This is a genomic window from Pantoea sp. X-Soil-YNGN-775, assembly GCF_059730575.1.
The window spans coordinates 4,200,562-4,216,098 of sequence record NZ_AP035945.1 but is presented as its reverse complement, the minus strand read 5'-3'; the positions used below and the strand labels follow the sequence as shown (position 1 = coordinate 4,216,098).

The 15,537-nt window shown below is 52.9% G+C and carries 10 protein-coding genes, 1 tRNA gene and 3 rRNA genes; 11 read left to right on the top strand and 3 right to left on the bottom strand.

Going from position 1 to position 15,537, the window contains the following annotated elements; all coding sequences use genetic code 11:
* Nucleotides 1–347 precede the first annotated feature (347 nt).
* The 4 genes from AC6I8I_RS19820 (at nt 348) to rrf (ending at nt 5,432) form a co-directional block, all read left to right on the top strand.
* Nucleotides 348–1,889 (top strand): 16S ribosomal RNA (locus AC6I8I_RS19820).
* Nucleotides 1,890–1,977: 88 nt separating this feature from the next.
* Nucleotides 1,978–2,052, top strand: a tRNA-Glu gene (locus tag AC6I8I_RS19815).
* A gap of 230 nt (nt 2,053–2,282) precedes the next feature.
* A 23S ribosomal RNA gene (locus AC6I8I_RS19810) occupies nt 2,283–5,186 on the top strand.
* A gap of 130 nt (nt 5,187–5,316) precedes the next feature.
* A 5S ribosomal RNA gene (gene rrf / locus AC6I8I_RS19805) occupies nt 5,317–5,432 on the top strand.
* The 16S, 23S and 5S rRNA genes sit together here with 1 tRNA gene alongside, the layout of an rRNA operon.
* Before the next feature lie 95 nt (nt 5,433–5,527).
* Here the strand turns inward: rrf and mobB are convergent.
* Nucleotides 5,528–6,043 (bottom strand): molybdopterin-guanine dinucleotide biosynthesis protein MobB, encoded by a 516-nt coding sequence (gene mobB / locus AC6I8I_RS19800; protein ID WP_312055920.1) that lies wholly within the window; start codon nt 6,041–6,043, stop codon nt 5,528–5,530.
* Between the two features lies 1 nt (nt 6,044).
* Nucleotides 6,045–6,611 carry a molybdenum cofactor guanylyltransferase MobA gene (gene mobA / locus AC6I8I_RS19795; protein WP_312055921.1) on the bottom strand — a complete coding sequence of 189 codons (567 nt, stop codon included), beginning with the start codon at nt 6,609–6,611 and terminating at the stop codon, nt 6,045–6,047.
* Between the two features lie 46 nt (nt 6,612–6,657).
* On the opposite strand from mobA, the gene AC6I8I_RS19790 reads away from it, so the two are divergent.
* The 5 genes from AC6I8I_RS19790 to spfP all read left to right on the top strand — a co-directional run bounded on the left by AC6I8I_RS19790 (nt 6,658) and on the right by spfP (nt 12,116).
* Entirely contained in the window at nt 6,658–6,933 is a 276-nt protein-coding gene (locus tag AC6I8I_RS19790; protein ID WP_497820629.1) for a YihD family protein, read from the top strand.
* A 45-nt stretch (nt 6,934–6,978) separates the two neighbouring features.
* Nucleotides 6,979–7,965 (top strand): serine/threonine protein kinase, encoded by a 987-nt coding sequence (locus AC6I8I_RS19785; RefSeq protein ID WP_497828675.1) that lies wholly within the window; start codon nt 6,979–6,981, stop codon nt 7,963–7,965.
* A gap of 26 nt (nt 7,966–7,991) precedes the next feature.
* The gene (gene dsbA, locus AC6I8I_RS19780; RefSeq protein WP_497828208.1) at nt 7,992–8,621 is read left to right on the top strand and encodes a thiol:disulfide interchange protein DsbA; all 630 of its coding nucleotides are present in this window, start codon (nt 7,992–7,994) and stop codon (nt 8,619–8,621) included.
* 375 nt (nt 8,622–8,996) lie between these two features.
* Nucleotides 8,997–11,783 carry a DNA polymerase I gene (gene polA / locus AC6I8I_RS19775; RefSeq protein ID WP_497820628.1) on the top strand — a complete coding sequence of 929 codons (2,787 nt, stop codon included), beginning with the start codon at nt 8,997–8,999 and terminating at the stop codon, nt 11,781–11,783.
* A 285-nt stretch (nt 11,784–12,068) separates the two neighbouring features.
* Nucleotides 12,069–12,116 carry a small protein SpfP gene (gene spfP / locus AC6I8I_RS19770; RefSeq protein WP_071892919.1) on the top strand — a complete coding sequence of 16 codons (48 nt, stop codon included), beginning with the start codon at nt 12,069–12,071 and terminating at the stop codon, nt 12,114–12,116.
* Between the two features lie 85 nt (nt 12,117–12,201).
* On the opposite strand, the gene yihA is transcribed toward spfP, so the two are convergent.
* Nucleotides 12,202–12,837, bottom strand: coding sequence for a ribosome biogenesis GTP-binding protein YihA/YsxC (gene yihA, locus AC6I8I_RS19765; RefSeq protein ID WP_312055924.1), 636 nt, complete (start codon nt 12,835–12,837; stop codon nt 12,202–12,204).
* A gap of 551 nt (nt 12,838–13,388) precedes the next feature.
* Here yihA and yihI point away from each other — a divergent pair.
* Both yihI and hemN read left to right on the top strand, forming a co-directional pair.
* Nucleotides 13,389–13,913 (top strand): Der GTPase-activating protein YihI, encoded by a 525-nt coding sequence (gene yihI / locus AC6I8I_RS19760; RefSeq protein ID WP_312055925.1) that lies wholly within the window; start codon nt 13,389–13,391, stop codon nt 13,911–13,913.
* A gap of 233 nt (nt 13,914–14,146) precedes the next feature.
* Nucleotides 14,147–15,520 carry an oxygen-independent coproporphyrinogen III oxidase gene (hemN, locus tag AC6I8I_RS19755; RefSeq protein WP_312055926.1) on the top strand — a complete coding sequence of 458 codons (1,374 nt, stop codon included), beginning with the start codon at nt 14,147–14,149 and terminating at the stop codon, nt 15,518–15,520.
* Nucleotides 15,521–15,537: the final 17 nt, after the last annotated feature.

Sequence of the window (15,537 nt, the reverse complement as noted above, 5' to 3'; positions counted from 1 at the left end):
AGCCTCCGGAAACTCCCTATAATGCGCCTCCACTGACACGGAACACCGGCTTACGGAGAGACGGGTCAGCAGGCACAGGAGACTGCGCCGCCGGAGAAAAGCTTCTGAAAAAGAAGTTGACTCTGAAGGAGGAAAGCGTAATATACGCCACCTCGCGACAGACGGTTAACCCGCTGCTCGCACTGCTCTTTAACAATTTATCAGACAATCTGTGTGGGCACTCGCAGGATTGATATCAGCGTCTCCGGACGTAAAAAATATCAAGTCTCACGAGTGAACACATAATGAAATTCATTATGACGTTTTACAGATGAGCACCGCTTAACTTGTTTAAGCAAATCAAACTTAAATTGAAGAGTTTGATCATGGCTCAGATTGAACGCTGGCGGCAGGCCTAACACATGCAAGTCGGACGGTAGCACAGAGGAGCTTGCTCCTTGGGTGACGAGTGGCGGACGGGTGAGTAATGTCTGGGGATCTGCCCGATAGAGGGGGATAACCACTGGAAACGGTGGCTAATACCGCATAACGTCGCAAGACCAAAGAGGGGGACCTTCGGGCCTCTCACTATCGGATGAACCCAGATGGGATTAGCTAGTAGGCGGGGTAATGGCCCACCTAGGCGACGATCCCTAGCTGGTCTGAGAGGATGACCAGCCACACTGGAACTGAGACACGGTCCAGACTCCTACGGGAGGCAGCAGTGGGGAATATTGCACAATGGGCGCAAGCCTGATGCAGCCATGCCGCGTGTATGAAGAAGGCCTTCGGGTTGTAAAGTACTTTCAGCGGGGAGGAAGGCGATGCGGTTAATAACCGCGTCGATTGACGTTACCCGCAGAAGAAGCACCGGCTAACTCCGTGCCAGCAGCCGCGGTAATACGGAGGGTGCAAGCGTTAATCGGAATTACTGGGCGTAAAGCGCACGCAGGCGGTCTGTTAAGTCAGATGTGAAATCCCCGGGCTTAACCTGGGAACTGCATTTGAAACTGGCAGGCTTGAGTCTCGTAGAGGGGGGTAGAATTCCAGGTGTAGCGGTGAAATGCGTAGAGATCTGGAGGAATACCGGTGGCGAAGGCGGCCCCCTGGACGAAGACTGACGCTCAGGTGCGAAAGCGTGGGGAGCAAACAGGATTAGATACCCTGGTAGTCCACGCCGTAAACGATGTCGACTTGGAGGTTGTTCCCTTGAGGAGTGGCTTCCGGAGCTAACGCGTTAAGTCGACCGCCTGGGGAGTACGGCCGCAAGGTTAAAACTCAAATGAATTGACGGGGGCCCGCACAAGCGGTGGAGCATGTGGTTTAATTCGATGCAACGCGAAGAACCTTACCTACTCTTGACATCCAGCGAACTTGGCAGAGATGCCTTGGTGCCTTCGGGAACGCTGAGACAGGTGCTGCATGGCTGTCGTCAGCTCGTGTTGTGAAATGTTGGGTTAAGTCCCGCAACGAGCGCAACCCTTATCCTTTGTTGCCAGCGATTCGGTCGGGAACTCAAAGGAGACTGCCGGTGATAAACCGGAGGAAGGTGGGGATGACGTCAAGTCATCATGGCCCTTACGAGTAGGGCTACACACGTGCTACAATGGCGCATACAAAGAGAAGCGACCTCGCGAGAGCAAGCGGACCTCACAAAGTGCGTCGTAGTCCGGATCGGAGTCTGCAACTCGACTCCGTGAAGTCGGAATCGCTAGTAATCGTGGATCAGAATGCCACGGTGAATACGTTCCCGGGCCTTGTACACACCGCCCGTCACACCATGGGAGTGGGTTGCAAAAGAAGTAGGTAGCTTAACCTTCGGGAGGGCGCTTACCACTTTGTGATTCATGACTGGGGTGAAGTCGTAACAAGGTAACCGTAGGGGAACCTGCGGTTGGATCACCTCCTTACCTGAAGATACCTTCCCGCGCAGTGTCCACACAGATTGTCTGATAAAAAGTAATGAGCAAGACGGCTGCGAAGTCGTGACACCTTTGTGTCCCCTTCGTCTAGCGGTTAGGACTCCGCCCTTTCACGGCGGCAACAGGGGTTCGAATCCCCTAGGGGACGCCACTTGCTTGGTGACAGGTGAAAGGTGTCTCCACGAAGTATCTCAAAACCGATTCAGTTGCGTGAGCAGCCGAGCCGCGTTTGAGATATTTGCTCTTTAACAATCCGGAACAAGCTGAAAATTGAAACGACATGTCGTTTTCATTCTCCGTAATAAGAATGAAAGCCACGACATGTTCGAGTCTCTCAAATGCTTGCAGCACGCAGCGTTGAAAAACGCCTGTGGGTTGTGAGGTTAAGCGACTAAGCGTACACGGTGGATGCCCTGGCAGTCAGAGGCGATGAAGGACGTGCTAATCTGCGTAAAGCGACGGTAAGGTGATATGAACCGCTACAGCCGTCGATGTCCGAATGGGGAAACCCGGTGCACTCAGTGCATCATTGCAGCATGAATACATAGTGCTGCAAGGCGAACCGGGGGAACTGAAACATCTAAGTACCCCGAGGAAAAGAAATCAACCGAGATTCCCCCAGTAGCGGCGAGCGAACGGGGAGCAGCCCAGAGCCTGAATCAGCTTGTGTGTTAGTGGAAGCGTCTGGAAAGTCGCAGGGTACAGGGTGATACTCCCGTACACAAAAACACACAGGCTGTGAGCTCGATGAGTAAGGCGGGACACGTGGTATCCTGTCTGAATATGGGGGGACCATCCTCCAAGGCTAAATACTCCTGACTGACCGATAGTGAACCAGTACCGTGAGGGAAAGGCGAAAAGAACCCCGGCGAGGGGAGTGAAACAGAACCTGAAACCGTGTACGTACAAGCAGTGGGAGCCTCTTTATGGGGTGACTGCGTACCTTTTGTATAATGGGTCAGCGACTTATATTCTGTAGCAAGGTTAACCGTATAGGGGAGCCGCAGGGAAACCGAGTCTTAACTGGGCGTTAAGTTGCAGGGTATAGACCCGAAACCCGGTGATCTAGCCATGGGCAGGTTGAAGGTTGGGTAACACTAACTGGAGGACCGAACCGACTAATGTTGAAAAATTAGCGGATGACCTGTGGCTGGGGGTGAAAGGCCAATCAAACCGGGAGATAGCTGGTTCTCCCCGAAAGCTATTTAGGTAGCGCCTCGTGAACTCATCTTCGGGGGTAGAGCACTGTTTCGGCTAGGGGGCCATCCCGGCTTACCAACCCGATGCAAACTGTGAATACCGAAGAATGTTATCACGGGAGACACACGGCGGGTGCTAACGTCCGTCGTGAAGAGGGAAACAACCCAGACCGCCAGCTAAGGTCCCAAAGTCATGGTTAAGTGGGAAACGATGTGGGAAGGCACAGACAGCCAGGATGTTGGCTTAGAAGCAGCCATCATTTAAAGAAAGCGTAATAGCTCACTGGTCGAGTCGGCCTGCGCGGAAGATGTAACGGGGCTAAACCATGCACCGAAGCTGCGGCAGCGACACTATGTGTTGTTGGGTAGGGGAGCGTTCTGTAAGCCGTCGAAGGTGGCCTGTGAGGGCTGCTGGAGGTATCAGAAGTGCGAATGCTGACATAAGTAACGATAAAGCGGGTGAAAAGCCCGCTCGCCGGAAGACCAAGGGTTCCTGTTCAACGTTAATCGGAGCAGGGTGAGTCGACCCCTAAGGCGAGGCCGAAAGGCGTAGTCGATGGGAAACAGGTTAATATTCCTGTACTTGGTGTTACTGCGAAGGGGGGACGGAGAAGGCTATATCAGCCGGGCGACGGTTGTCCCGGTTTAAGCGTGTAGGTGTGTGTTCCAGGCAAATCCGGTTCACTTTACACTGAGGCGTGACGACGAGGCACTACGGTGCTGAAGTGATAAATGCCCTGCTTCCAGGAAAAGCCTCTAAGCATCAGGTAACACAAAATCGTACCCCAAACCGACACAGGTGGTCAGGTAGAGAATACCAAGGCGCTTGAGAGAACTCGGGTGAAGGAACTAGGCAAAATGGTGCCGTAACTTCGGGAGAAGGCACGCTGGCGCGTAGGTGGAGGGACTTGCTCCCCGAGCCGAAGCCAGTCGAAGATACCAGCTGGCTGCAACTGTTTATTAAAAACACAGCACTGTGCAAACACGAAAGTGGACGTATACGGTGTGACGCCTGCCCGGTGCCGGAAGGTTAATTGATGGGGTTATCCGCAAGGAGAAGCTCTTGATCGAAGCCCCGGTAAACGGCGGCCGTAACTATAACGGTCCTAAGGTAGCGAAATTCCTTGTCGGGTAAGTTCCGACCTGCACGAATGGCGTAATGATGGCCAGGCTGTCTCCACCCGAGACTCAGTGAAATTGAACTCGCTGTGAAGATGCAGTGTACCCGCGGCAAGACGGAAAGACCCCGTGAACCTTTACTACAGCTTGACACTGAACATTGAGCCTTGATGTGTAGGATAGGTGGGAGGCTTTGAAGCGCAGACGCCAGTCCGCGTGGAGCCAACCTTGAAATACCACCCTTTAATGTTTGATGTTCTAACGTGGCCCCGTGATCCGGGGTGCGGACAGTGTCTGGTGGGTAGTTTGACTGGGGCGGTCTCCTCCTAAAGCGTAACGGAGGAGCACGAAGGTCAGCTAATCACGGTCGGACATCGTGAGGTTAGTGCAATGGCATAAGCTGGCTTGACTGCGAGAGTGACGGCTCGAGCAGGTGCGAAAGCAGGTCATAGTGATCCGGTGGTTCTGAATGGAAGGGCCATCGCTCAACGGATAAAAGGTACTCCGGGGATAACAGGCTGATACCGCCCAAGAGTTCATATCGACGGCGGTGTTTGGCACCTCGATGTCGGCTCATCACATCCTGGGGCTGAAGTAGGTCCCAAGGGTACGGCTGTTCGCCGTTTAAAGTGGTACGCGAGCTGGGTTTAGAACGTCGTGAGACAGTTCGGTCCCTATCTGCCGTGGGCGCTGGAGAATTGAGGGGGGTTGCTCCTAGTACGAGAGGACCGGAGTGAACGCACCACTGGTGTTCGGGTTGTCATGCCAATGGCATTGCCCGGTAGCTAAGTGCGGAAAAGATAAGTGCTGAAAGCATCTAAGCACGAAACTTGCCCCGAGATGAGTTCTCCCTGACCCTTTAAGGGTCCTGAAGGGACGTTGAAGACGACGACGTTGATAGGCCGGGTGTGTAAGCGCAGCGATGCGTTGAGCTAACCGGTACTAATGACCCGTGAGGCTTAACCTTACAACGCCAGAGGCGTTTTTGAGGGACAGATTTTCAGCTTGTGACGGATAAAAATTAGCGGGAACGAAGGATTCTGCGGCATGGCAGCACGGTCATGACGCAAAAGATTCGTTCCGTGCACCAAGATTTGCCTGGCGGCTGTAGCGCGGTGGTCCCACCTGACCCCATGCCGAACTCAGAAGTGAAACGCCGTAGCGCCGATGGTAGTGTGGGGTCTCCCCATGCGAGAGTAGGGAACTGCCAGGCATCAAACAAGTGAAGAAGCCCCGCACGGAAGTGCGGGGTTTTTTTACGTCTGCAGATCGCTGAAATTTTTGCTGAAACGCTACAAAAAACGCGGATCAACGAGCTTTTAGCCAGTCTGCAATGAACGCCGCAATCACTACCGGCTGGTTTAAATCCAGTACCGGCACCGACAATGCAGACAATGCAAGAGTCTGATCGCTGGCGACGGCTATCACCTGTTCATCCAGCAATTCGTCTATACCCCCTTTGATACCGGCGCGCCACAACACAATTTTTGGCACAGCCTCATTTTTGAATCCTTCCACCAGCACCAGATCCAGGAGAGACTGTTCCATCCGGCTCACCAGATAATGCAGATCAATGCGCTCTTCATCGGGTGTTTCACACATTAATGCCCAGCGCTGGGAACTGGCTACGATAACCTGATTCGCTCCGGCTTTTCGAAGGAGATAGCTGTCTTTGCCGGGTGTATCCACCTCCATCTGATGATGGGTATGCTTGATCAAACCACTGCGAATACCCTGATGGCTAAGAATTGGTATAACTTGCTGTAAAAGCGTTGTTTTTCCGGTTCCACTCCAGCCGGTGATAGCCAGTAAAGGTAGCGACATATTAAACTCTCTCGTCCAGATCATCCGGGGTATTAATGTTGTGAAAGGCAGATTCGTCATCCGGTAGCAGCACCGCATGTCCGCCCTGATCGCGTAAAAAATGCATCAGGCGGCGTTCACCGGCCTGCAGATAGGCCTGCAGTGGCATAGCAACGTCGCGGTGAATCAGCGCCAGAGTGGGGTGATCGCGCGTCTGTGAGCGTACCCATACTGCTGGGGCGTCGCCGCGTTGCTGCACCAGCTGTTCAACAAAGTTAAGCGGGATAGCAGGTGTATCGCAGGAACTGAACACCGCCCAGTCTCCCTCGATAGCGCATAATGCGCTGTAGATCCCCGCCAGCGGTCCCGGATAATCAGCAAATACGTCCTGCACTACCCGACATCCGCTTAACTGATAACGATCAATATTGCGATTCGCATTAATCACCACAATGTCGACTTGTGGCCTTAACCGTTCAAGGACATGCTGATACAGCGGCTTGCCATTCAGTGGCAGCAAACCTTTGTCCTGTCCACCCATACGGCGGCCCTGACCCCCGGCCAGAATCACGCCGGTTAACATTGTCATGGCATTATCCTCGCTAATGACATACTGAAAAACGGGAGTAAGCGATATGAAATGCCATCGTCTGAACGAATTGATGGAACTGTTACAACCCGCCTGGCAAAAAGAACCCGATCTTAACCTCATCGCATTCTTACAGAAACTGGCTCAGGAAGCTGGATTCCGTGGCCCATTAAGTGAATTAACCGATGACGTATTGATTTACCATCTCAAAATGCGTGACGCAGGCAGCCATGATGAAATACCCGGCCTGAAAAAAGATCATGAAGTCGATTTCAAAACAGCGTTGCTACGCGCACGGGGTGTCATTAAAGGTGACGAGTAGTGTTATCCTTGGTGGCTAAATACACCGGCCACGACAGGTAAAATGATGAGCGACGCTGCGTTTAATTTTCAGACCTTGAATCCCGACGTGCTGCTGGATGCGCTTTGGGAAACAGGTATACGCGTCGAATCAGGACTGACAGCGCTGAATAGCTATGAGAACCGTGTTTATCAGTTCAGTGATGATGAGAAACGCCGTTACGTGGCCAAATTCTATCGCCCGCAGCGCTGGCGTGCCGAACAGATTGTCGAAGAGCATCAGTACGCGCTTGATCTGCTGGCTGACGAAGTGCCGATTGCGGCACCGCTGATTTTACAGGGTGACACCCTGCAGAGCCACGCCGGCTTCTATTTTGCGGTGTTCCCCAGCCTTGGCGGACGTCAGTATGAAACGGATAATGAAGACCAGATGGAGTGGGTTGGCCGCTTTCTGGGACGGATTCATCAGACCGGCCGTAAAACGCTGTTCAGCCAGCGGCCGACTATCGGCCTGGATGAATATCTCCATCAGCCCCGTGAGGGGCTGGAACAGTGCCTGTTAGTGCCTGCTTCACTGAAAGATGCGCTGCTTAAGTCGGTCGACAAGCTGGGGCACACGTTACAGCAACGCTGGCATAGTACGTGGCAGCCGCTACGATTACACGGTGACTGTCATCCGGGTAATATCCTGTGGCGTGACGGACCGCTGTTTGTCGATCTGGACGATGCCCGCAATGGTCCGGCAGTTCAGGATCTGTGGATGCTGATCAGCGGGGATCGGCAGGAACAGCGTATTCAGTGGGATATCCTGCTGGAGGCGTACGGTGAATTCAGTGACTTTGATATTAATGAATTGTCACTGATTGAGCCTTTACGCGCGATGCGCATGGTTTATTATCTGGCCTGGGTCATCCGACGCTGGCAGGATCCCGCTTTTCCGCGCGCCTTCCCCTGGATGACAGATGAAGATTTTTGGCGCCGGCAGATTTCGCTTTTTACCGAGCAGGAGAAGCTGTTGCAGGAACCTCCTTTGCAGCTGACCCCGCAATTTTAATGAAGTAGTCAGGAGAGTTTTTCACGATGAAAAAGATTTGGTTTGCACTGATTGGTTTAGTGCTGGCGTTCAGCGCGTCTGCTGCACCATTCACCGAGGGGAAACAGTACGTCAGTCTGCAGAAGCCGGTTGCAGGCGAACCTCAGGTGATGGAGTTTTTCTCCTTCTTCTGCCCGCACTGCTATCAGTTCGAACGTATTTATCACGTCAATGATGCGGTGAAAAAGAATCTGCCTGCTGAGACTAAGATGGTGAAATACCACGTTGATTTCCTCGGCGGCGACCTGGGAGCGGTGGTGACTCAGGCCTGGGCTGTGGCAATGGCGTTAGGCGTGGAAGACAAAGTCACCGCACCAATCTTTGATGGTATCCAGAAAACGCAGACCATCACCGATCCTGCCAGCCTGAAACAGACCTTTATCACTGCGGCCGGCATTTCAGCGGCGGATTATGATGCGGCCTGGAACAGCTTTGCGGTAAAAGCGCTGGTTGCTCAGCAGCAGAAAGCCGCGGCTGATGTTGATCTGCGCGGTGTACCGGCGATTTTCGTTAACGGCAAATACATGGTCAATAACGGCGGTCTCGACACCAGCTCTATGGATAATTTCGTTGCCGATTACGCGAACGTTGTGAAATTCCTGGTCAGCCAGAAGTAACCTGTTGTCTGATCGCTAAACGCCAGCGCTGCTGGCGTTTTTTTTGTCCTGCGATCGGTGACAGCATTTTTATCCATCTCCTGGGCATAAATTTAATATCCACACAAGGGATCACGTAATTAAAAATGGCGATCGGATCACGGAAAGAAGGTAACTGTATGAAAATAAATAACTTAAATCAGAGTCGTTTTATCTAAACGCCTAAAAAACAGCGCGTTATAATTTTTACGCACAAAGTTATCCACAGAATGATCGTTGCGATCCTTCACTCAAAAGCGTTAAAAACGCCAGACGCTGCTCGCCTTATTTCACCATTCTTGCCAAGCTGTGGCATCCTTATAGACCAATCCATGGCAACGAAGAATAGACAGACTTATGGCGCAAATCGCAGAAAATCCCCTGATTCTGGTTGATGGCTCATCCTATCTTTATCGCGCGTACCACGCGTTCCCGCCGCTGACCAATAGTGCAGGTGAACCCACAGGCGCCATGTATGGCGTGCTAAATATGCTGAAAAGCCTGCTGACGCAATATAGCCCAAGTCATGTTGCTGTGGTGTTTGATGCTAAAGGCAAAACGTTCCGCGACGAGCTGTTTGAGCATTACAAATCGCATCGGCCACCGATGCCTGACGATCTGCGCGCGCAAATCGAACCGCTGCACGAGATGGTGCGCGCGATGGGATTACCGCTGCTGGCAGTTAGTGGCGTTGAGGCTGATGATGTTATCGGTACCCTGGCGCTTGAGGCCGAGAAAAAAGGCCGGTCAGTGCTGATCAGCACCGGTGATAAAGATATGGCGCAGCTGGTGACGCCGGGTATCACCCTGATTAACACCATGACCAATACCATCCTGGGGCCGGAAGAGGTCGAGCAGAAGTATGGTGTGCCACCTGCTTTGATTATCGACTTCCTCGCCATGATGGGCGATAGCTCAGATAACATCCCTGGCGTTCCTGGCGTGGGTGAGAAGACCGCGCAGGCGCTGCTGCAGGGACTGGGCGGCATGCGTTCAATCTATGACAACCTGGATAAAGTGGCCGAACTGTCGTTCCGTGGTGCCAAAACCATGGCAGCGAAACTTGAACAGAACCGTGAAGTGGCATTCCTCTCTTACCAACTGGCAACCATCAAAACCGACGTTGAACTGGAATTGCCGTGCGAAGAACTGACGGTGACCGAACCGGACGTGGCGGCGTTGCAGACGCTGTTCAGCCGTTATGAGTTCAAACGCTGGCTGAATGATCTGCAGGATGGGAAATGGCTGCAGGGTAAAAAGAGTAATCCTCAGGCGCAAAAAGGGCTGCCTGATGAGCCGGTAGCAGTGGTTGAGACCAGCAGCATATTATCGGCGGATGGTTACGTCACTATCCTGGATCAGGCGACCTTTGATAGCTGGCTGGAGAAGTTAAAGCGCAGCGAGGTGTTCGCGTTTGATCTGGAAACCGATTCGCTGGATACCCTGAGCGCCAATATCGTCGGTATTGGTTTTGCGGTCGCGCCGGGTGAGGCTGCCTATCTGCCGGTGGCACATGACTATCTGGATGCGCCTGAACAACTCGATCGTGCCACCGTGCTGGCACAGCTTAAGCCGCTGCTGGAAGATGCCAGCGCCTGGAAGGTTGGTCAGAATCTCAAATACGATCGCGGCGTATTGAAGAACTACGATATTGAACTGGCCGGAATTAAATTCGATACCATGCTGGAGTCTTACATTCTCAACAGCGTGGTCGGCAAACACGATATGGATAGCCTGGCTGCACGCTGGCTGAACCATAAAACCGTCACCTTTGAAGAGATTGCCGGCAAGGGCAAAAATCAGCTGACGTTTAATCAAATCGCTCTGGAACAGGCGGGGCATTATGCTGCGGAAGATGCCGACGTCACCTTACAGCTGCACCTGAAAATGTGGCCAGAGCTGGAGAAAGAAGCGGGCCCGAAAAACGTGTTTGAGCAAATTGAGATGCCGCTGCTCACCGTTATCTCGCGCATTGAGCGTAATGGCGTGTTGATTGATCAGGCTATCCTGGCGCAGCATTCGAAAGAGCTTACCTCCCGGCTGGCTGAACTGGAACTCAAGGCGCATGAACTGGCGGGTGAGCCGTTTAATCTCTCTTCGACCAAACAGCTGCAGGTTATTCTGTTTGAAAAGCAGGGCATTAAACCGACTAAAAAGACCCCGGGCGGCGCACCTTCAACCAGCGAAGAAGTGTTAGCCGAGCTGGCGCTCGATTATCCGTTGCCCAAGGTGATCCTGGAACATCGCGGTTTATCTAAACTGAAGTCTACCTACACCGATAAATTACCGCTGATGATCAACCCGCTAACCGGGCGGGTTCATACCTCTTATCATCAGGCGGTTACCGCGACCGGGCGCTTATCCTCGACCGATCCTAACCTGCAGAATATTCCGGTACGTAATGACGAAGGGCGCCGTATCCGTCAGGCTTTCATTGCTGGCAAAGGGAATCGCATCGTTGCGGCTGACTACTCGCAAATTGAACTGCGTATCATGGCGCATCTCTCGCAGGATAAAGGATTGCTGGATGCCTTCGCCCAGGGCGAAGACATCCACCGTGCAACTGCGGCTGAAGTGTTTGGTGTCGCGCTGGACAAGGTCAGTGGAGAACAGCGCCGCAGCGCCAAAGCGATCAACTTCGGTCTGATCTACGGCATGAGCGCATTTGGCCTGTCTCGCCAGTTAAACATTGGTGCCGGTGAAGCGAAAAAGTATATGGATCTCTACTTTGAGCGCTATCCAGGCGTGCTGCGCTACATGGAAAACACGCGCCAGCTGGCCGCCAGCAAAGGCTATGTCGAAACTCTGGAAGGCCGCCGCCTGTGGCTGCCGGATATTAAATCCAGCAACGCAATGCGGCGTAAAGCCGCGGAGCGTGCAGCGATCAATGCACCAATGCAGGGGACGGCAGCTGACATTATCAAGCGTGCAATGATTGCAGTTGATGGCTGGTTAGAGCAGGAAAAAGAGAGCGGTGTCAGAATGATTATGCAGGTGCATGATGAACTGGTGTTTGAGATCAGGGCAGAGGCCGTTGAGGCAGCCAGTAAGAAAATCCAGGCCTTGATGGAAGGCAGCGTGCAGCTTGATGTTCCGCTGCTGGTGGAAGTGGGAGTGGGTGATAACTGGGATGAAGCCCACTAATTTGCCCTAATGCGCTGGCGCTGCGGCGTCATTGCGGGTCTGGTATGAGGCATAAGTAAATCGTTTACTTAATCGCTTCAGCCACTGGCAGTGACGCCGCGGTCTCAAGAAAATCACTAACTGCTTATCGGCTAAGCACTTTTTTTGTCATTAAACTACATCGCGACGCCATTTTTGTGACGTACATGGTAAAAAAAGACTTATTTGATGTAAGTAAGCGACAAAAAAGCCTTTGTAGCTCAGAAAAAATCAGGTAAAGTTCGAGGCGTAGGGTACAGAGGTAAGATGTTCTATCTTTCAGACCTTTTACTTCACGTAATCGGATTTGGCTGAATTTAGCCGCCCCAGTCATTCTGTGACTGGGGCGTTTTTTATTGGGCTTTTTACACCCTCAGCGGACAGAACGCGCTGGCGCGGCTTACTCTTCCGCGTCCTGATCGTCGCGGGCGGGCTCAAGGTTGGTGAACCAGCCATCGAGTTTCTGCCGTACTTTGTCCACGCCAATCTTCTTCAGCGACGAAAACAGTTCGACCTGTACATCACCCATAAACGCCAGTGACGCTTCTCGCACCATAGTCAGCTGCGCTTTACGCGCGCCCGACGCGAGCTTATCGGCCTTGGTCAGGAGCAACAGCACCGGAATACTGCTTTCCACTGCCCACTGAATCATCTGCTGATCCAGGTCCTTAAGCGGATGACGAATATCCATCAGCACTACCAGACCCTTCAGCGCCTGTCGTTTTTGCAGATATTCACCTAATGCACGTTGCCATTTCAGCTTCATCTCTTCCGGCACTTCGGCATAGCCGTAACCCGGCAGGTCGACCAGCCGTTTCCCTTCTGTGACTTCAAACAAGTTAATCAACTGGGTGCGGCCCGGCGTTTTACTGGTACGCGCCAGACTTTTCTGGTTGGTTAAGGTGTTCAATGCGCTGGATTTCCCGGCGTTGGAGCGGCCAGCAAAGGCAACTTCAATTCCGGTATCGGCGGGAAGATGGCGAATATCCGGCGCGCTCAGGACAAAATGGGTTACGTGATAATTCAGTTCAGACAAAGTGACACTCCAGAAAACGCATTAAGGCAATGGCGCCGATTATACGCGTTATGGCGCGAAAGTGCTCAACCGCTTGGCAGTCAACTTTTTTGTAAGAGATTTGCCATAGACGTTGCCCGTTATGTCGTTATTTACTTTAATTACTAAAAATAAAAATCATTATTATTCATTTGATTAAGCATATTTAGTCTTTTTTTTCAGCAACTAACCTTGCCGCTTACTTGAGGGTTTTACCAGTTGGTCTACATTAGTGTGCAGTGCATGGCAGCATACATCAGGAAGATGCGTTCAGGGATGTCAGGAAGGCAAAGAGCGGTGGAGTGGAAATGGTCAGGGATTGCGGACCAGACAGGGATAAGGAAAAGCTCAGGTGTTGAGCAGGCGCGGGATTGACCGGGATGTTACGAGCCGAAAAGGATTTAAAACATGATTCCTTCGTATGAAGGTATGAAATAAGGCGACAGCTTGAGCTGTCGCCTTTTTTCTTTGGCTACTTTCTGCTAGATTTCGCCGCAATTCTATACTGAATAAAAAAGCCGGGACCGAACACTATGAAGCAACCTGCACGAGCTGCGCACGGCAAACCTGCCGTCAAAGCCAAACGCAAATCGCGTGAAGATATTAATAACGAAGCACGCGATCGTAAACGTGATAAAAAGCATCGCGGCCATGCGTCAGGCAGCCGTGCAAATCCGACTGCGTCGGACAACAACGGCGGCGGCCAGAGCAGTAAGGCTAAAGATCCGCGTATCGGTAGCAAAAAACCGGTCGCGCTGATCGCCGATAGCCAGACTGCGCCGGCTAAGGCGAAGAAAAGCGTGGCAAAACCTGCGGCTGAGAAAAAAGCACGCCTGACGCCGGAAGAAGAGCTGGCGAAGCTGGAAAATGACGAACGTCTGGATGCACTGCTGGATCGGCTGGAAAATGGTGAAACGCTGTCGGCAGAAGACCAGGGCTGGCTGGACGCGGCACTCGATCGCATCGATGAACTGATGGAGCAGTTGGGCATCGCCATGGATGACGGCGATGACGAGCAGGCGGAAGAAGATATGTACCGTCTGCTGAAAGGCAACTAAGCCAATTTGATCGGCATGCGGTTTCCGCATGCCGCCCCTCTCAGGTAAACGACAATGTTTTGGCCTGGATCAATCTTCGCACTGCTGACGACATGTTATCTGCTGTGGTTATTGTTTAAACTACGTCGCCTGTCGCGCCTGAAGCAACGTTTACGTCGGGTTTCTTCCCGCTCACCTTTCATCCCTTCTTCATCGCGACCTTCTCTTAGACGACGTCACCGGAAGGAGTGAGCATGCCATCGCTGCAGATTGATTGGGACCAGGCGCTGATTGAGAAATACAATTACGCCGGGCCGCGTTATACCTCTTATCCTACTGCGCTGGAGTTCAGCGAGCAGTATGGAGAGCCTGACTTCCTGCGTGCGGTAGCGCGCTATCCTGAACGTCCCCTGTCGCTCTACGTCCATATTCCTTTCTGTCATCGTCTTTGCTACTTCTGTGGCTGCAATAAAATAGTCACACGTCAGCGGCATAAAGCCGACCGCTACCTGGATGTGCTTGAGCAGGAGATTATTCAGCGCGCGCCACTGTTCCGTCAGCGGCAGGTGCGGCAACTGCACTGGGGCGGCGGCACACCAACCTTTCTCGATAAGGCGCAGATTAGCCGGCTGGTAGCATTACTGAAGCAACATTTTACGGTGGCGGACGATGCCGAAATGTCGATCGAGGTTGATCCACGCGAAATTGAGCTGGATGTCATCGATCACCTGCGCGCGCTGGGATTCAATCGTCTTAGCATGGGTGTGCAGGACTTTAACAAAGCGGTGCAGCAGCGGGTCAATCGGGTACAGGATGAAGCGGTCATCTTCGGACTGATGGCACGGGCGCGCGAGCAGGGTTTCAGCTCAACCAGCATCGATCTGATCTACGGTTTGCCGCTCCAGACGCCGGCCAGCTTCGCCTTCACGCTGGAGCGGGTGCTGGCGCTGAATCCCGACCGGCTGAGCGTATTCAACTATGCGCATCTGCCCGCGCTGTTCGCTGCCCAGCGTAAAATCAAAGATGACGAACTGCCGTCGGCACAGCAAAAACTGGATATTCTGCAGCAGACCATCGCCACTCTGACGCAGCAGGGTTACCAGTTCATTGGCATGGATCATTTTGCGAAGCCGCAGGATGAACTGGCCATTGCCCAGCGCGAAGGAGAGCTGCATCGTAACTTTCAGGGCTACACCACGCAGGGCGACAGCGATTTACTCGGGCTTGGCGTCTCTGCCATCAGCATGATTGGTGACAGCTATGCCCAGAATCAGAAAGTGCTCAATAGCTGGTACAGCAGCGTGGAGCAGCAGGGCAACGGCCTGTGGCGCGGTGTGGCGTTAACCGATGATGACTGTCTGCGTCGTGAGGTGATTAAGACCCTGATCTGCAACTTCTCGCTCGACTTTGCGGCGGTTGAAACCCAGTGGGGCATCCGATTTGCCGACTACTTCGCCGAAGACCTGGCGCTGCTGAAACCGTTAGTGGCGGATGGGCTGGTGGTGCAAACGGCGACGGGCTTGCAGGTGACGGGAGTGGGACGCTTGCTGATCCGCAATATCTGCATGTGTTTTGATCGCTACCTGCGTCAGAAAGCGCGTCAGCAGCAGTTTTCGCGGGTGATCTGAACACGGGCTGAGACTCC